The 17,870-nt window shown below is 58.4% G+C and carries 14 protein-coding genes and 1 tRNA gene; 4 read left to right on the top strand and 11 right to left on the bottom strand.

Features of this window, described 5'->3' with window-relative positions; genetic code table 11:
- The first annotated feature begins 203 nt into the window (after positions 1-203).
- Positions 204-1,199, top strand: a complete 996-nt coding sequence (gene cra, locus ACA060_RS03925) for a catabolite repressor/activator (protein ID WP_497315538.1) — start codon at positions 204-206, stop codon at positions 1,197-1,199.
- 3 nt (positions 1,200-1,202) lie between these two features.
- Positions 1,203-1,979: a TatD family hydrolase gene (locus ACA060_RS03920; protein ID WP_109627922.1), complete on the top strand. Its 777-nt coding sequence runs from the start codon at positions 1,203-1,205 to the stop codon at positions 1,977-1,979.
- A 126-nt stretch (positions 1,980-2,105) separates the two neighbouring features.
- Here the strand turns inward: ACA060_RS03920 and ACA060_RS03915 are convergent, their stop codons facing one another.
- From ACA060_RS03915 to ACA060_RS03900, 4 genes are all read right to left on the bottom strand, one after another.
- Positions 2,106-2,810, bottom strand: coding sequence for a methyl-accepting chemotaxis protein (locus tag ACA060_RS03915; protein ID WP_371922074.1), 705 nt, complete (start codon positions 2,808-2,810; stop codon positions 2,106-2,108).
- 1,620 nt (positions 2,811-4,430) lie between these two features.
- The gene (gene ampE, locus ACA060_RS03910) at positions 4,431-5,267 is read right to left on the bottom strand and encodes a regulatory signaling modulator protein AmpE (protein ID WP_497315536.1); all 837 of its coding nucleotides are present in this window, start codon (positions 5,265-5,267) and stop codon (positions 4,431-4,433) included.
- Complete coding sequence (gene ampD / locus ACA060_RS03905; protein WP_109627919.1) at positions 5,264-5,839, bottom strand: 1,6-anhydro-N-acetylmuramyl-L-alanine amidase AmpD; 576 nt, start codon at positions 5,837-5,839, stop codon at positions 5,264-5,266. Before ampD ends, ampE begins: the two co-directional genes overlap by 4 nt.
- Positions 5,840-5,904: 65 nt before the next feature.
- Positions 5,905-8,112, bottom strand: a complete 2,208-nt coding sequence (locus tag ACA060_RS03900) for a DUF1631 domain-containing protein (RefSeq protein ID WP_497315534.1) — start codon at positions 8,110-8,112, stop codon at positions 5,905-5,907.
- A gap of 285 nt (positions 8,113-8,397) precedes the next feature.
- On the opposite strand from ACA060_RS03900, the gene nadC reads away from it, so the two are divergent.
- On the top strand, positions 8,398-9,246 hold the full coding sequence (nadC, locus tag ACA060_RS03895) for a carboxylating nicotinate-nucleotide diphosphorylase (protein WP_497315532.1): 849 nt from the start codon (positions 8,398-8,400) through the stop codon (positions 9,244-9,246).
- Positions 9,247-9,294: 48 nt separating this feature from the next.
- Here nadC and ACA060_RS03890 read toward each other — a convergent pair whose 3' ends face one another.
- Positions 9,295-9,600: a DUF6388 family protein gene (locus tag ACA060_RS03890; RefSeq protein ID WP_497315530.1), complete on the bottom strand. Its 306-nt coding sequence runs from the start codon at positions 9,598-9,600 to the stop codon at positions 9,295-9,297.
- Between the two features lie 315 nt (positions 9,601-9,915).
- On the opposite strand from ACA060_RS03890, the gene ACA060_RS03885 reads away from it, so the two are divergent.
- Complete coding sequence (locus ACA060_RS03885; protein WP_497315528.1) at positions 9,916-10,935, top strand: hypothetical protein; 1,020 nt, start codon at positions 9,916-9,918, stop codon at positions 10,933-10,935.
- A gap of 11 nt (positions 10,936-10,946) precedes the next feature.
- Here the strand turns inward: ACA060_RS03885 and ACA060_RS03880 are convergent.
- The 6 genes from ACA060_RS03880 to infB all read right to left on the bottom strand — a co-directional run bounded on the left by ACA060_RS03880 (position 10,947) and on the right by infB (position 17,850).
- Positions 10,947-11,019, bottom strand: a tRNA-Thr gene (locus ACA060_RS03880).
- Positions 11,020-11,153: 134 nt separating this feature from the next.
- Positions 11,154-13,259: a polyribonucleotide nucleotidyltransferase gene (pnp, locus tag ACA060_RS03875; protein ID WP_010463478.1), complete on the bottom strand. Its 2,106-nt coding sequence runs from the start codon at positions 13,257-13,259 to the stop codon at positions 11,154-11,156.
- Positions 13,260-13,454: 195 nt separating this feature from the next.
- The gene (rpsO, locus tag ACA060_RS03870; RefSeq protein WP_003176135.1) at positions 13,455-13,724 is read right to left on the bottom strand and encodes a 30S ribosomal protein S15; all 270 of its coding nucleotides are present in this window, start codon (positions 13,722-13,724) and stop codon (positions 13,455-13,457) included.
- Positions 13,725-13,839: 115 nt separating this feature from the next.
- Positions 13,840-14,757, bottom strand: coding sequence for a tRNA pseudouridine(55) synthase TruB (gene truB, locus ACA060_RS03865; RefSeq protein WP_109627915.1), 918 nt, complete (start codon positions 14,755-14,757; stop codon positions 13,840-13,842).
- A 3-nt stretch (positions 14,758-14,760) separates the two neighbouring features.
- Positions 14,761-15,162 (bottom strand): 30S ribosome-binding factor RbfA, encoded by a 402-nt coding sequence (gene rbfA, locus ACA060_RS03860; protein ID WP_007942872.1) that lies wholly within the window; start codon positions 15,160-15,162, stop codon positions 14,761-14,763.
- Between the two features lie 159 nt (positions 15,163-15,321).
- The gene (gene infB, locus ACA060_RS03855) at positions 15,322-17,850 is read right to left on the bottom strand and encodes a translation initiation factor IF-2 (RefSeq protein WP_109627914.1); all 2,529 of its coding nucleotides are present in this window, start codon (positions 17,848-17,850) and stop codon (positions 15,322-15,324) included.
- Between the last annotated feature and the right edge of the window lie 20 nt (positions 17,851-17,870).

The following is a 17,870-nucleotide window of genomic DNA, read 5'->3' as shown; positions in this document are numbered from 1 at the left end:
CGGCAGAACCGGCCAAATGCGCTTATAACGTAGAAAATACGCTTGCTGAAACGTTTAATCTAGAATGATTGGCACGTTACTCGATTATGTCCCATCCTTGAAGTCCAACTTGTCGGAAGCGTTGTGACGATGGTCGTCTGCCCGAATCGGGTAGGATTGGCGAAAATGTCGGGGCAAGCTCGAAAAAACAAGGAAATCCCGAGTTGAAACTCAGTGATATCGCACAGTTGGCCGGTGTGTCCGTTACCACCGCCAGTTATGTCATTAATGGCAAGGCCGAACAGCAACGTATCAGCAGTGCCACCGTCGAGCGCGTTCGTGCGGTCGTCGAGCAACATGGTTTCACACCTAACCCCCAGGCGGCAGGGCTGCGCAGTCGGCACACCCGCACCTTGGGCTTCATTCTGCCGGACCTGGAAAACCCCAGTTACGCCCGCATTGCCAAACTGCTGGAACAAGGTGCCCGGGCTCGCGGTTATCAATTGCTGATCGCCAGTTCCGACGATGCGCCGGACAGCGAACGGCAATTGTTGCAACTGTTCCGCGCCCGGCGTTGTGATGCGTTGATCGTCGCCAGTTGCCTGCCGGCCGGTGACGACAGCTACCGTCAGCTGCAAGCCAAAGGCATTCCGATCATCGCCATCGACCGGGTGATGGAACCTGAGCATTTCTGCTCGGTGATCAGCGATGATCGCGAGGCCAGCCTGCAACTGACCCGCAGTCTGCTCGATCCACTGCCCAAGCAAATCGCTCTGATCGGCGCCCGTCCCGAGCTGAGCATCAGCCAGGAACGGGCCGCCGGGTTCAAGGAAGCGTTGACCGGGTTCAAAGGCGAGGTGCTGATCGAGCACGGTGAGTCGTTCAGCCGCGAGTGCGGCAAACAGTTGATGGAAGAGTTGCTGCAGCGCCTGGGGCATTTGCCGGATGCGCTGGTGACTACGTCCTACGTGCTGCTTCAAGGCGTGTTCGATGCCTTGCACGATTACCCGCTGAAAACCCGTCCGCTGCGCCTCGGCACCTTCGGCGACACGCAGTTACTGGACTTCCTGCCGCTGCCGGTCAACGCCATGGCCCAGCAGCATCAGTTGATTGCCGACAAGGCGCTGGCCTTGGCATTGGCCGCCATCGAGCAGTCCGATTACCAACCCGGCGTGCAAGCCATCGCGCGGACCTTCAAGCTGCGTATTCGCCAGGATTGAACCGTGGAGCTGATCGACAGCCACACTCATCTGGATTTTCCGGACTTCGACGAGGACCGCCCGGCGCTGCTCGCCGAAAGCCGCGCCCTCGGGGTGCGGCGGATGGTGGTGCTGGGGGTGTATCAGGGGAATTGGCAGCGGGTCTGGGACCTGGTGCAGAGCGATCCCGATCTGCACGCGGCGTTCGGGTTGCATCCGGTGTATCTGGATCAGCATCGTCCTGAAGACTTGTCCGAACTCGGTGCCTGGCTGACCCGCTTGGCGGGTCATCGGCAATTGTGTGCCGTGGGCGAAATCGGTCTGGATTACTTCATCGAAACCCTCGACCGTGAGCGCCAGCAAGCGTTGTTCGACGCGCAACTGCAACTGGCGGTGGACTTCAATCTTCCTGCGCTGATTCATGTACGGCGCAGCCATGCGGCGGTGATTGCCACGCTCAAACGGTTTCGATTGAAACGCGCGGGCATCATTCATGCCTTCGCTGGCAGCAAGGAAGAGGCGCGCGAGTACATCAAGCTTGGTTTCAAACTGGGCCTGGGCGGTGCCGCGACCTGGCCGCAGGCGTTGCGCATGCACCGTGTGCTCGCCGAGTTGCCCCTTGAGTCGGTGGTGCTGGAAACCGACTCACCGGACATGGCGCCCGCCATGTTTCCCGGCCAACGCAACAGCCCGGCGCATTTGCCGGCAATCTGCTCGGCACTGGCCGGGATAATGTCGATCAGCCCTGAACAATTGGCTGCCGCCAGCACGGCCAATGCCTGTGAGCTGTTCAACTGGTAATCCGCCTTGCACAAAACCCTGTGGGAGCGGGCTTGCTCGCGAAGACGGTGTATCAGTCACTCATGAGGTTGACTGATACACCGCCTTCGCGAGCAAGCCCGCTCCCACATTGATTCCTGTGTGTTTTCAGACCCGGAACGCGCTGATCAGCTGTTTGAGTTCCACCACCTGGGCCGACAGCGCACGGCTGGCATCCTCGGTCTGATGCGCCCCTTCGGCGGTGCGTTCACCCGCGCGGTTGATCTCGACGATGTTCTGGTCGATGTCGTGGGCCACTGCGGTCTGCTGCTCCACGGCTGCGGCGATCTGTTGGTTCTGGTCGACGATCATGCCGACCGCGCCGAGGATGTTTTCCAGCGCCTGCTGGACCTTTTCCGACTGCCCGACGGTGCCATCCGCCACTTGGTGGCTGACGCCCATGGCTTTCACCGCCGCGCCGACACCATTTTGAAGCTTGGTGATCATCTGCTCGATTTCTTCGGTCGATTGCTGGGTGCGCTTGGCCAGGGTCCGGACCTCATCGGCCACCACCGCAAAACCACGCCCCTGTTCACCGGCCCGAGCAGCTTCGATCGCGGCGTTGAGCGCCAGCAGGTTGGTCTGCTCGGCGATGCTTTTGATCACTTCAAGCACGCGGCTGATGGATTGGCTGTCGCTGGCCAATTGGTTGACCACCCGCACCGACTGATCGATCTCACTGGCCAGTTGCGCGATGCTGCCCTGCTGGGACGCCACCAGGCCGCGACCGCTGATGGTCTCGTCGTTGACACTGTGAGCGCTGCTGACCGCCGCGGCGGCACTGCGCGCCACCTCAAGTGAAGTGGCCGACATCTGGTTCATGGCTATGGCGACCTGCTCAATCTGCGAGCGCTGCCCCGCCACCGCCTGGTTGCTCTGGGCAGACACACTTTCGACCTGCCCAGCCTGGCGCTCGACCTCATTCACGGTTTGGCCAACGCGTTCGATCAGGTCATGGATTTTCTTCACGGTGCCGTTGAACACCTCGCCCAACTCGCCCAACTCATCGCGGCTTTCGGCGCGGAACGTGACGGTCATGTCGCCCGCTGCGACTTTGTCCAGCGTCGCGCCGAGGCGTTTGAGGGTGGTGCGGGTCGAGGCGTAGAAGCCGCCGTAGAGGTAGAAAATCAACACAAACACCACCGACAGCGCCACGGCCTGCAAGACCATATGGGTGCGATTCTGCTCCAGTCGCTGCTGCAACTGAGTGCCGAGAAAAGTCAGGGTGGCTTCGTTGAGTTGGTAGGTCTGTTCCATCAGGCTGGTGACTTGGTCGTAAAAAGCCTGCCACGGCGCATCGAGGGTGTCGGCCATCACCACCTGTTCTTCGAACAGTTCACTGGCCTTTTTCAGCGAGGCCTTGCTGCTTTCGGCCTGTGCCGCCAGGGTTTCACGCGCAGCCTTGCTGGAGCCCAATGCGTCATTGAGCTTGAGACTGTACTCACCCTGGAGCTTTTCGATTTGCGCCAGCAGCTCATCGAATCGGGTGCTCGACGACGAATTCAGAAAACCTTGCCCCAGCGAATAGGAACCCATCGCCCGACCGTCGCCCAGAAGCTGAGTAACAGGTGGAGTGACGTTGGTAATGAGCTCGCTGAGCTGACGCATGTCGCTTTGACTGTCGCGACTCAGACCGGCTTGAGTGGCGATGATCTGGCTGAAAATCTGCGCGTTGCCGAGCAGTTTGCCGATCAGCGCACTTTTACTTTGCAGGGATGTTTCCGCTTGCTGGGCCTTGAACGCCGCGATCATTTCATCGCGCTTGCCATCGAACACCGTGATCTGCTCCGGGTCCGTGGTCATCGCCATCAGCCCTTGCAGGCGAGCCAGAACACTTTGTTCCAGGGCGCTGATCTTGGTCTCGACATTGCCGGCCTTGCCGGACTGGCCGAGGGTGACGTTGATCTGCACCAGGTTGTTCAGGGTTTCCAGATCACGCCGCAGGGTCAGGCTGCTGCCGAGCAGGTCGAGGCTTTGCAACTCGACTTGGGTACCCTGGAATTCACGATAGGAATCGCGCACCAGATAGAAGTTGGTCACCAGCATCGGCACGAGGAACAGCACACTGATCAGGCTGAACTTCATGCCGAAGCTCAGGCGATTCATCAGCGCGACGGCGGGATAGAGCAAGCTCTTCACTGGAAGTCTCCCTTTTGATTCTTATTTTTATTGGCAGGCGCAGGTCGACGGCAGATAGCCACTATTCAGCGCTATCCCTGTATAGCTTAAATCGGCAGGGGGTTTTGTAACTTAAGGTTAACGGCAGGATGCGCACTTGGGACGATTGATATCCCTGTGGCGAGGGGGCTCGCCCCCGTTGGGTCGCGAAGCGTCCCCCAGCGTTCGTTCTGTGAAACCGAATCGCAGGTTTTACGACTGCTCCGCAGCCGAACGGGGGCAAGCCCCCTCGCCACAATGGTGTTCACTTCAGCGCTACGGCAACACGGTCCACAACGCAAAACCGGCATACCAGAGCACCGCCGCACGCAGCAGTAACTCCCAGATCCGGTCGAGGCTGTTGATGCCATCCGGTCCGACGACCGGTGCAGGGATTTCACCGGCCACCAGCCCGACTTTCTCGATCAACTGGGCGGCGCCGATGTTCCAGTTCAGCAGTTCATGCAGCATCACCCGGCTGACCGCCACAAAATTGCCGACCAGCGCGAAACTGGCCGCCAGCAGGCGCACCGGCACCCAATCAAACGCGTGACGCAACTGCGCCGCGCGTTCGACCACGGCCGGGTTCTGCCCGTGTTCTTCGGCCAGCGCCAGCAGCCGGTAGCTAAGGGCGGCGACCGGGCCCAGCACGAAGTACCAGAAAATCACCGCAAAAAAGCTCTGGTAAGCCTCCCACAGCAAATGGCCTTCAACCCGCTCAAGCAGTTGCTCGCCGCTATCGGCGCAGATGTCCAGGTCGCGCTTCGCCACATGGGCAGCCGCTTGCAGGTCTTCCCGGCGCCAGGCATCACGAAACGGCCCAAGGCCGGCCAGCAGATCGCCGCGACCCAGACTGTAAATCACCACCAGCAAGTGCACCGGCAACGCCAGCAACCCATAGGCCACTGGTTCCAGCACCACCAACAACAAACCCAACAGCGCCACCGGCAGCAACACCAGCACCACCAATATCAGCCATGGCTGATCGATCAGACGCGGGCTGACTTCCAGCTTGTTCAGCTCACGCACCCAACCGCCGTCACGTTGAACCCGATGGCGCAGGGCCGAGAACTTCTCGATCCAGACAGCCAACAGCAACACCAGAAAACTCATTGTCCTTCCTCTTGTTCCAAAGCGGCTTTTGCCAGGGCGGCGCGATAGCGTGCCCAGTCGAACGCGGGTCCCGGGTCCGTCTTGCGCCCCGGTGCGATGTCGCTATGCCCACAGATGCGCTGCGGTGTAATCGCCGTAAACGTGCTTTGCAGCTGTCGGGTCAGCTTGGTCAACGCTTGATACTGAGCATCGGTAAAAGGCAAATCATCCGTGCCTTCAAGCTCGATGCCCACGGAAAAGTCGTTACAGGTGTCCCGCCCCTCGAAACTCGAGACACCGGCGTGCCAGGCGCGCTCCAGACAAGAGACAAACTGAGTGACGGTACCGTCACGTTCGATCAGAAAGTGCGCAGACACCCGCAGGTCAACAATCCCTTCAAAGTAGGGATGCTCCGTGACATCCAGACGATTCTGGAAAAATTCCTGCACCTTGCCGGTGGCAAACTGCGCTGGCGGCAGGCTGATGTTGTGGATCACCAGCAGGGAAATTTCGTTCGAGGGGCGCGCATTGAAGTTGGGCGATGGGCATACACGCACGCCCTGACACCAACCGCTCGCGGGGTCCAACTGCATACAGGGTTCCTTCAACGACGACTGTGTTGGCGCCCAGTATGCCGCGATAGACCCTCGGGGCGCGATCACTTGCCGCGATTGAGACGCCGCAGATTACCCAGCACCGATTCCAGCGCCCGGTCGAACAGCAACGTGTCGTCCAACGCCCGCACCGCGCCACGGCGAAATTCCAGGGCCAGGCCGGTGCGGCTGCGCTCCAGCACTTTCATGCCGGTGCGGTCGACGAAGATGAATTTCCCGGTGGCGTCTATGATTGCAGCCAGCTTGCAGCGCAGGGTGTTTTCATCGTCTTCCTGGAACTCGACCCAACTGCCCGGACGCAGTCGATCGACCTGAAGCAATCCGGCATCGTCTGCCGGCAACCGCACCGACACAACATCTACCGGGCCCTCGTCGGCGGTTCGCAGCACGATGTGCTGCAGCACTTCGACCATCACCGGCGGCTCGATGGACTGTGCAACCGCCTGGCCCGGACGCTCGAACAGTTGCACGTGCAAGGTTTCCAGCTCACTGAAAAATTCACTGGTGGCAAACGGATCGAACGCCGAGCGGCTCAACCCGTCGCGCAAGGCCTTAAGCAATCCGGGCACCAGCGCCAATAAACGCAGGCCGGCATCGGGCTCGTCATGGCGCTGCACGCTCCAGATCAATTGCTCCATGGTCTGCACATCGGCCTGCCATTGCGTCGACGCATCACCGTGTTTGAGGCAGGTCAACAACAGCACTTTGCCCCAGGCGTCCTGGACGAAAACCACTACTCCTTGGGGTAGCATTTTGCCCAACAACGCCTGATTCAGCGCCTGCTCGACACGCTGGCGCGCCAGTTCGGTCCGGGCTCGGCCTTCTTCGGCGTCACGGGTGCGCTGCTCCAGCAATTCACTGCGGCGACGCTCATCACTGGTGAACGTGAGAAAATCCGCGAGCAACTCGGAAAAGATCGCCGGATCGTCAGCAAAGTCGTTCAACAGGCGCTGCACTACTTGTTCAATGCGCACGTACAGGCTGTCACGCTCATGGTCGTCGCACGCTCCCCAGCCCATTGCGGCAGCGGCGATTTCGTTGAGCAGGCGCCGGGCCGGGTGGCTGGCGCGACTAAAGAAGCTCTTGTCGAGCACCGCAACCTTGAGCATCGGGATCTGCAATCGACCGATCAGCGCCTTGAGAGAGTCCGGCAAGTTGCGGTCATCAAGGATGCATTCGAAGAGCATCGCAATAAGGTTGATCACGTCTTCGTCAGCTACACCGACCACGCGCGATTTGCCGCTTTTGACGCTGACCCGGGTCAGCAGTTGTTCGAGCTGATTGCGCAGATCGAAGTCGTCCTGGGTCGCCAGCGCCGGCACGTATTGCTGCAAGTGCGAGAGCAGGCGCAACAGGTCGCGGGTGGAAATGGGTTGGGTCTGGGTGCTGGCGTCGAGGGTCGGTGCGACGCTGCCGCGCACATGCAACAACAGTTCCTGCAACGCGGCAAAGACTTCCTGCACGCCGTCGTCGATCGGCGTCTCGCCTGAATGGATGCCGACTTCGATTGGTTCGGCATGCGCGCTGGCGGCTGCATGATCGCTGGCTCGCCGCGTGGGAGCAGGCTTGAGGTCGGGCAACACGCCGGTAGCGATGAGCAGTTGATTGGCTTCAGCGTACAACTGATCTGCGCTGCTGAGCACGTAGCGGTCGAACAGCTTGAGGATGATCAACTTGACCTTGATCTCCACCCCCAGGTTGCGCCAGGCCTGCAAGAAATACTCGCAGAGCCTTTCCGGTCCCAACGGGTTGTGCTGATTGTCCAGCGCCTTGCCCAGCAGAGCGCTGAGTCGGGCCGTCAGTTGGTCAAGGGCAAAGCCGTCGCGATTCAGCACCTTGCTGACCATGGCCTCCACCGCGACGCTACGCTCCAGATCGTCATTGGGCAAAGCATCGGCATCGACCACCAATGCCTGAGGCAAGGCTGCCTGGGGGTTGTCGTACTGCGAGAGGCTGACGAACGCCTCGAAAAATTGTTCGAGAAAACCGCGCTCGATGCTTTTTCGCTTGAGGCGCAAGTCGCGCATGGCTTCGAAGAAGAGGTTCTGCTCGACGTCGTTGCGGGCGCGATCGGCCATTTCGAACAGCGTGTCGTCAGCGTTATCAAACAGTTCCTGTAAACCGTGCCTGAGCTGTTGAGTGGCCTTGTCGCGAACCTGAAGCAGAATCACCGGCAGGCGGGCGAGCGGCGATTGCGTCGCCTGTTCGGTAGTCGCCTTGTGCAAAGGCACTACATTCCCGTCATTGTGCATCCAAGCCTCCTGAAACGGTGATTCTGCGAATAGTCGTTAACCCAAGAGCACGTCAAAGCCATGACGTCAAAAGCAAGGCGGATTATCTGGTAAAAGAGCCTCGATGTGCCAGCAGACTCTGTGCTCCACATTGAAATAGACGCGTAGGGAAGACGCCGACTTAGGGCCGATGACTCAAGGGAATCGACCAAATGCAGGTGTGCACCCGACGGGAACGCCTTTGATGCCTTGGGTTGCCTCACGCCATGGCCCTATAATCGGGCCACTTTGTTTGTGGAGCCCGTTATGCCGAATCTACGTCTCGCCGATTTGACCGCCGAAATCGAAGCCAACGTGCGCCGTGCGTTGCTCGAAGACATCGGCAGCGGCGACATCACCGCGCAGCTCATCCCCGCCGAACGCCTGGCCAAAGCCACCATCATCACCCGCGATGCCGCGGTCATTGCCGGCACCGCATGGGTCGATGCCGTTTTCCGGCAGCTTGATCCACGGGTCGCGGTGCACTGGCAGGTGCGCGATGGCGAACGAGTGAATCCCAATCAGGCGCTGTTCCACCTCGAAGGCCCGGCACGGTCACTGCTGACCGGTGAACGCTGCGCACTGAATTTCCTGCAATTGCTCTCGGGCGTGGCCACTCGCGCGCAATACCTGGCGGACTTTGTCGCCGAGACTCAGGTGAAGCTGCTCGATACCCGTAAAACCCTGCCAGGGCTGCGTCTGGCGCAGAAGTACGCCGTGACCTGCGGCGGTTGCCACAACCACCGCATCGGTCTGTACGACGCCTTCCTGATCAAGGAAAACCACATCGCCGCCAGCGGTGGCATTCCTGAAGCCATTAACGCTGCGCACAAGATCGCCCCGGGCAAGCCGGTGGAGATTGAAGTGGAAAGCCTGGATGAGCTCAAGGAAGCCCTGGCGGCGGGTGCAGACATCATCATGCTCGATGAGCTGAGCCTGGAGGACATGCGTGAAGCGGTGCGCCTCAACGGCGGCAAGGCAAAACTGGAAGCCAGCGGCGGTATCAACGAAAGCACGCTGCTGCCGATCGCCGAAACCGGGGTGGATTACATTTCGATTGGTGCAATGACCAAGGATGTGAAGGCTGTCGACCTGTCGATGCGTCTGAGCCTCTGAGCCTCTGAGAATGAAAAAACGCCAGCCTCATTGAGGCTGGCGTTTTTGTCACACCACCAGATTGTTCATCTCGCAGTATTCTTCCCACTCGACGCCCAACACCTCGGCCGCCTCCTTGTGCAGCACCAGGCGCGCAGCCTCGAACTCTTCAGGGGTCGAGGTGTACTTGAGCGTCAGCTCCCACGGCTGCAAGCCCTGGGATTCCGCCTCATCCTCGAACGCCCACTGGATCTGGTCTTTCTGATCGTCGACGGGCAGGTCCTTGATCTCTTCAGCAAGCTGGGGTGTATCCAGCAGGTACTTTTTCAGCGCTTCTTCGTGTCTGGCTTCTTGAGTCAATTCTTTAACGGTCATGGCGTTCTCGCTGATCTGGGGAATGGAAGATGGATCTGGATCATCAAGGATCTCTCTGACGCAAAAAACCGTTTGAAGCCCGGTTTGTCTGGCCTTCAGAACCATTCGGGGATCATCTGAAAACTGCAAAGTGGTACGTGTGCAACGTTCGAATATAGGACGTTTGCTCGACGATTTATATGGACTTTTACATCAAATCTACAAAAAAACCTTTGATCGGGCTTTCTGAAAATTTCCAGTCGCTACCCGGGAACAACGTTCAAAAGGTAAAGTCATAGCGATATGCCATCTAGGCACTTCACAAGGAACCCGGTGATGCGCAATTTTTCCAAGCTTTCGTCCATCCTGTCTGCAACCGGCATGGCTGCCCTTCTTCTCGGCAGCCTGGCACTGCCCAACACCGCTCAAGCCAGTCTGGAATACAAACCCGACAGCGCTAATTCTTCCGATAAATTCCTCGTTTTCCACAACTATTACGGCACAAACGTGATGGTCAGATCCGACGTCAGTATCGAGGAGGTGGAAACATTACAAAGAGTTGTAAAAACCAGTACGGCTGATCTGGAAGAGCTGAAGAAAACCGTCACTGCACAGGCGCGGCTCATCGAAGAGTTGAAAAAGAACACGGTGTCAGGTTCGAGCTCGACAGCCAGCGAAGTGGACAAACTCAAGCGCACCGTCAGTGACCAGGAAACGGCGCTGAAAAACCTCGCCAAGGCCATGGACGAACTCAAACGCAGCAGCGGCTCGAGTTCCAGCGCCAGCGCCGGCGAAGTTAATGACCTCAAACGCACGGTCAGTGATCAGAACACCGGTTTGGTAAACCTCGCCAAGGCCGTGGACGAACTCAAACGCAATAGCACCTCGAATTCCAGCTCCAGTTCCAGCGAAGTCAGCGATCTCAAGCGCACGGTCAGCGAACAGGACAACGGACTGAAAAAACTCGCCAGCCAGATGGACGATCTCAAGCGCAGCAGCAGCTCGAGTTCTAACTCCAGCGAAGTGAGCGATCTCAAGCGTACGGTGAGTGAACAGGAAAGCGGACTGAAGAAGCTCGCCAGTCAGATGGACGAACTGAAACGCAGCAGCGGTTCGAACTCCAGTTCAAGCTCCAGCTCCAGCGAAGTGAACGACCTCAAGCGCACTGTCAACGAACAGGAAAACGACCTGAAACGGCTTGCCAGCCAAGTGGAAGACCTCAAGCGCAGCGCCGGTTCGAACTCCAGCTCGAGCTCCAGCGACCTGTCCAGCCTTAAGCGGGAAGTCAGCGATCAGGACAATCAACTGGATCAGCTCAAACGCACCGTGGAAGACTTAAGCAGAAAGGTGAAGTAACAGATAATTTTTGCCCGAGACAGGAATCGAACCTGCGACCTTCGCGTTACGAGTGCGCTGCTCTACCAACTGAGCTACACGGGCGGTGAGCTAAACCTAGCACAGCTTTCACGAGTCGCAACCGCAAGTCCGTTTCGGTTAATGGCAGATAAAAAAATGCCCCGCAGTTTTCACTGCGGGGCATTTTTTATAACGTCGAAACGGTCAGGCTGGGGTGATTAAACGCCCGAAGCCTTGGCCGCTGCTACGTCTTTGATGGACAGCTTGATACGGCCGCGGTTGTCCACGTCCAGTACCAGAACTTCCACTTCCTGGCCTTCTTTCAGGATGTCGGTCACTTTCTCAACGCGAGCATCGCTCAGCATCGAGATGTGAACCAGACCGTCCTTGCCTGGCAGGATGTTGACGAATGCGCCGAAGTCGACGATGCGCTCAACCTTGCCGACGTAGATCTTGCCGATTTCAGCTTCTGCGGTGATGCCCAGAACGCGCTGACGTGCTGCTTCAGCCGCTTCCTTGGTTTCGCCGAAGATCTTGATCGAGCCGTCGTCTTCGATGTCGATCGAAGCCTTGGTCTCTTCACAGATCGCACGAATGGTCGCGCCGCCTTTACCGATGACGTCACGGATTTTGTCGGTGTCGATTTTCATCGCGATCATGGTCGGAGCGTTTTCCGACAGTTCGGTACGCGACTGGCCAATGATCTGGTTCATCTGACCGAGGATATTCAGGCGCGCTTCCAGGGCTTGGCCCAGAGCGATTTCCATGATTTCTTCGGTGATGCCTTTGATCTTGATGTCCATCTGCAGCGCGGTCACACCTTTGGCGGTACCGGCTACTTTGAAGTCCATGTCGCCCAGGTGGTCTTCGTCACCCAGGATGTCGGTCAGGACGGCGAACTTCTCGCCTTCTTTAACCAGACCCATGGCGATACCGGCAACCGGTGCCTTCATCGGAACGCCGGCGTCCATCAGGGCCAGGGAAGCGCCGCAGACCGAAGCCATGGAGCTCGAACCGTTGGATTCGGTGATTTCCGATACAACACGGATGGTGTACGGGAACACGTCGGCAGCAGGCAGCATGGCTGCAATCGAACGACGGGCCAGACGGCCGTGACCGATTTCGCGACGACCAGCGCCACCCATGCGACCACACTCACCTACCGAGAACGGAGGGAAGTTGTAGTGCAGCATGAACGGGTCTTTTTTCTCGCCTTCCAGGGTGTCCAGCAGCTGTGCATCACGGGCGGTGCCCAGTGTTGCAACGACCAGAGCCTGGGTTTCGCCACGGGTGAACAACGCCGAACCGTGGGTCTTTGGCAGAACACCGACTTCGATGTTCAAAGGACGTACGGTCTTGGTGTCGCGGCCGTCGATACGTGGCTTGCCGTTAACGATGTTTTCGCGAACGGTGCGGTATTCGATTTCGCCGAAAGCTGCTTTGACTTCGCTGGAGGAAGGCTGGCCTTCTTCACCGGACAGCTTGGCAACCACCTGGTCTTTCAGTTCGCCCAGACGAGCGTAACGGTCGGCCTTGATGGTGATGGTGTAAGCCTGGGAGATCGCGTCGCCGAACTCGGCACGGATGGCGCCCAGCAGAGCGGTGGCTTCTGGCTGCGGAGCCCAGGTCCAGGTCGGCTTGGCAGCTTCAGCGGCCAGTTCTTTAACAGCGTTGATCACCACCTGGAACTCGTCGTGAGCAAACAGTACCGCGCCCAGCATCTGGTCTTCGGTCAGCTCTTTGGCTTCCGATTCAACCATCAGAACAGCTTCCGAAGTACCGGCAACGACCATGTCCAGGCTCGAAGCTTTCTGTTGTTCGTAAGTCGGGTTCAGCAGATAGCCGGTGCTTTCGTGGAACGCAACGCGGGCAGCGCCGATCGGGCCATCGAAAGGAATGCCGGAGATAGCCAGCGCAGCCGAGGTACCGATCATCGCAGCGATGTCCGGATCGGTCTTCTTGCTGGTAGATACGACGGTGCAGACAACCTGCACTTCGTTCATGAAACCTTCAGGGAACAGCGGACGGATCGGACGGTCGATCAGTCGGGAAGTCAGGGTTTCTTTCTCGGAAGGACGGCCTTCACGCTTGAAGAAACCGCCAGGGATCTTACCGGCAGCGTAAGTCTTTTCCTGGTAGTGAACGGACAGAGGGAAGAAGCCCTTGCCTGGATCGGCTTGCTTGGCGCCGACCACCGTCACCAATACGCTGACGTCGTCGTCAACGGTGACCAATACTGCGCCGGAGGCCTGACGGGCGATACGGCCAGTCTCGAGGGTAACGGTCGACTGACCGAACTGGAATTTTTTGATTACCGGGTTCACGGTGTCCTACCTTCTTTTGTGGCTCTTGGGGAACTTGTCTTCTTGCGAAATTCTTGGGCAATGTCGGGAATCGGCCCAACGCCTGTCCAGGGTAAAACGACTATCCAGATAAAACTTGAGGCTGGGAGCCTGCCATGCGCCTGCGGGAAACCCGCTGACACACAGCAAACAACCAACCTCTAGCGCAATCGCTTATTAGCGACGCAGACCCAGGCGACCGATCAGAGCCTGGTAACGGCCCAGATCCTTGCCTTTCAGGTAGTCCAGCAGCTTACGGCGCTGGTTTACCATGCGGATCAGACCACGACGGGAGTGGTGATCTTTACCGTTGGCCTTGAAGTGACCTTGCAGCTTGTTGATGTTGTGGGTCAGCAGTGCAACTTGCACTTCTGGCGAACCAGTGTCACCAACAGCTTGCTGGTAGTCAGCTACGATTTGAGCTTTTTCTTGAACGTCGAGAGCCATGAGGCAATCCTTTTATCAGGAAACCATCCAGAGGACGATTTCAACAGGCCAGGGACAAATCCCTGTATCTAAAAATGAGTAGTGACCGTGCCTGTTGACAGCCACCCTCGTCCGGTCATTCTGACCGAATCAGTCGACGCGGCGCGATGCGCCCGTCTTCGCTCACTTCACCGATACCGATGAAGCGACCGTTGTGATCCTGTACCCGTACCATGCCGAACTTCGGTGCATCCGGGGCTCGTACCGGTTGGCCGTTAAGCCAGTAGAACGAGCTGTGCTCCGAGAACTGCAACAGCGGCCAATCCAGCAGGCCGCTGTCCGATGGCATCAGGAAGCGGTCGACCGCTTCGTTGCCGCCTTCGGCATGTACAGCTTCCAACTCTTCAAGCGTGACCGTCTGCGCCAGCGTGAAAGGCCCGGCCTGGGTACGTCGCAATTCTGCCACGTAAGCGCCACAACCGAGTTGCTCACCGATATCCTCCACCAGGGTGCGAATATAGGTGCCTTTGCTGCAATCCACCGCAAGCCGCGCAGTATCACCCTCAAAGGCCAGCAATTCCAAGCGCGCAATAGTAACAGAACGCGGTTCGCGCTCCACTACTTCGCCTGCACGGGCCAGCTTGTACAGCGGCTGGCCATCACGCTTGAGCGCCGAGTACATCGGCGGTATCTGACTGATTTGCCCGCGAAAATTCGGCAATACAGCTTCGACATCGGCGCGACCAACGGTCACCGGGCGTTCCTGCAAAACTTCACCCTCGGCATCGGCCGTGGTGGTGGTCTTGCCCAGTTGCGCCACGGTTTCGTAACCCTTGTCGGAATCGAGCAGGTATTGCGAAAACTTGGTGGCCTCACCGAAGCACAACGGCAACACGCCGGTGGCCAGCGGATCGAGACTGCCGGTGTGTCCGGCCTTCTCGGCGTTCAGCAACCAGCGAACCTTCTGCAACGCGGCATTGGAGGTAAACCCCAACGGCTTGTCGAGCAGAATGATACCGCTGACGTTACGACGGATACGTTTGACCTGAGCCACCGATTACTCCTTGGCGTCTTCGGGTTCAGCCGCTACCGGGTGCTGATTGTCTTCAGCCACCGCACGCTCGATCAGGGCCGACAGATGCGCACCACGCACGACGCTTTCGTCGTAGTGGAAGTGCAGCTGAGGAACGCTGCGCAACTTCATTTCGCGAGCTAACTGCATACGCAGGAAACCGGCGGCGGAGTTGAGCACCTTGATGCTTTGTGCGATGTCTTCGGCGTTGTCCTGCCCCATCACGGTGATGAAGATCTTGGCGTGACCGACGTCACGGCTGACTTCAACAGCGGTAATGGTGACCAGGCCGACGCGCGGGTCTTTGACTTCACGACGGATCAGCTGTGCCAGCTCACGCTGCATCTGATCGCCAATACGTTGGGTACGGCTGTATTCTTTTGCCATGTCTTGTTACCTGTTACTGCCCCACGGTGAAACCCGAGGGGTCTGAAAGCGGCAAACGCCCGGCCTGACAAAAGCCAGACCGGGCGTTGCGTTTAGAGTCCTGACGCTGTGCCGCGCATTTGCATGCGGCGGCTTGGCGTGGCCCTTGAAGTGCGCGAGTTAGAGGCTGCGAGCAACCTGAACCTTCTCGAAGACTTCGATCTTGTCACCGACTTTGACGTCGTTGTAGCTCTTCACGCCAATACCGCATTCCATGCCGGCACGTACTTCGGAAGCGTCATCCTTGAAGCGGCGCAGGGATTCCAGCTCGCCTTCGAAGATAACGATGTCTTCACGCAGTACACGGATTGGACGGTTACGGTGAACAACACCTTCGATAACCATGCAACCGGCGATCGCGCCAAACTTCGGCGAACGGAACACGTCACGCACTTCAGCGGTACCCAGGATGTTCTCGCGAACATCGCTGCCCAGCATACCGGTGAGGGCTTTCTTGACGTCTTCGATGATGTCGTAGATCACGTTGTAGTAACGCATATCCAGACCTTCCTGCTCGACGATCTTGCGAGCGCCAGCATCGGCACGCACGTTGAAGCCGAACAGTACAGCGTTGGAGGCCAGTGCCAGGTTAGCGTCGGACTCGGTGATACCACCGACACCGCCACCGACAACACGCACTTGCACTTCGTCGTTACCCAGGCCGTTCAAGGCACCGTTCAACGCTTCCAGCGAACCACGGACGTCAGATTTGAGGACGATGTTGAGCGTCTTCTTCTCTGCCTGGCCCATGTTTTCGAAGATGTTTTCCAGCTTGCCGGCGTGAGCGCGAGCCAGTTTGACTTCGCGGAACTTGCCTTGACGGAACAGAGCCACTTCACGGGCTTTCTTCTCGTCCGACAGCACGCTCATCTCGTCGCCAGCGTCCGGAGTACCGTCCAGGCCGAGGATCTCGACAGGGATGGAAGGACCGGCTTCTTTGATTGGCTTGCCGTTCTCGTCGAGCATGGCACGTACACGGCCATAGTTCGAACCGACCAGCACCATGTCGCCTTGGCGCAGGGTACCGTCTTGAACCAGAACGGTTGCAACCGGGCCACGACCTTTGTCGAGACGCGATTCAACTACAACACCACGGCCAGGAGCCGAAGGCGTCGCTTTCAGTTCCAAAACTTCGGCTTGCAGCAGAACAGCTTCGAGCAACTCGTCCACGCCGGTACCGACTTTCGCCGAAACCGATACGAACGGGGTGTCACCGCCCCACTCTTCAGAAGTCACGCCGTGAACCGACAGTTCGCTACGGATGCGATCGAGATCGGCGCCCGGCTTGTCGATTTTGTTCACAGCAACTACCAGTGGAACACCGGCGGCCTTGGCGTGCTGGACAGCTTCAATGGTCTGCGGCATCACGCCGTCGTCCGCTGCAACTACCAGGATCACGATGTCAGTCGCCTTGGCACCACGGGCACGCATTGCGGTAAACGCAGCGTGACCCGGGGTATCGAGGAAAGTGACCATGCCGCGATCAGTTTCAACGTGGTACGCACCGATGTGCTGGGTGATACCGCCGGCTTCGCCAGCAGCTACCTTGGCACGACGGATGTAGTCGAGCAGCGAGGTCTTACCGTGGTCAACGTGGCCCATTACGGTCACAACCGGTGCACGGGAGAACGACTCACCTTCAAACTTCAGGGACTCGGCCAGGGAATCTTCCAGGGCAGTGTCACTAACCAGGGTCACTTTGTGGCCCAGCTCTTCAGCAACCAGTTGGGCAGTTTCCTGATCCAGTACCTGGTTGATGGTCGCTGGGGTACCCAGTTTGAACATGAACTTGATGATTTCAGCAGCCTTGACCGACATCTGCTGGGCGAGATCGCCAACAGTGATGGTCTCGCCGATCTGCACATCACGCACGACAGGACCGGTTGGGTTCTGGAAACCGTGAGCGTTGCGTTTCTTCAGCTTGGCCTTGCCGCGACCACCACGACGGAAGCCATCGCTTTCTTCGTCGGTAGTACGTGGCGCAACACGTGGAGCAGGCGCTTTCTCTTTAACCGAAGCACGATGTGGAGCGTTTTTGCGCTCACCATCGCCACTGCCACGACGATTGTTATCGTCGGCACGTGGTTTGTCCGGACGGCGCTGTTCGTTCTGCTTGTTGCGAACGTCAGCAGACGGAGCTGGAGCAGCGGCTACAACCGGTGCGCTTTCGCGTACTGGTTCGGCAACTGCAGCAGGCGCTGCAACGGCGTCGTTAGTAGCGGATTGCGCAGCAGCAGGCTGGCGACGCGCTTCTTCTTCGGCGCGACGCTTGGCTTCTTCTTCAGCCTTCTGACGAGCAGCATTTTCTACTGCGCGACGTTCGTCCAGTTCGCGTTTGCGCTCGGCTTCGATTTCTTCCGGGCTGCGCTGTACGAAAACTTTCTTTTTACGGACTTCAACACTGATGCTTTTGCTGCCAGCAACACGCAGGGTGCTGGTGGTTTTACGCTGCAGTGTGATCTTGCGTGGTTCTTCCACTTTCGCCTTGTGGCTGCTTTTCAAGTGAGTCAGCAAAGATTGCTTCTCACTATCAGTCACATGTTCTTCGGCGGCGGTGTGCGGCAGACCTGCCTCACGCATCTGCTGCAACAGGCGCTCTACCGGTGTTTTGACCTCATCGGCCAGTTGTTTCACCGTGACTTGCGTCATGCACTTCTCTCCTCAGGCCG

The organism is Pseudomonas sp. LBUM1671, from assembly GCF_059695685.1.
Note: the sequence above shows the minus strand (reverse complement) of the source record. Positions and strands in the feature narration are given on the sequence as shown.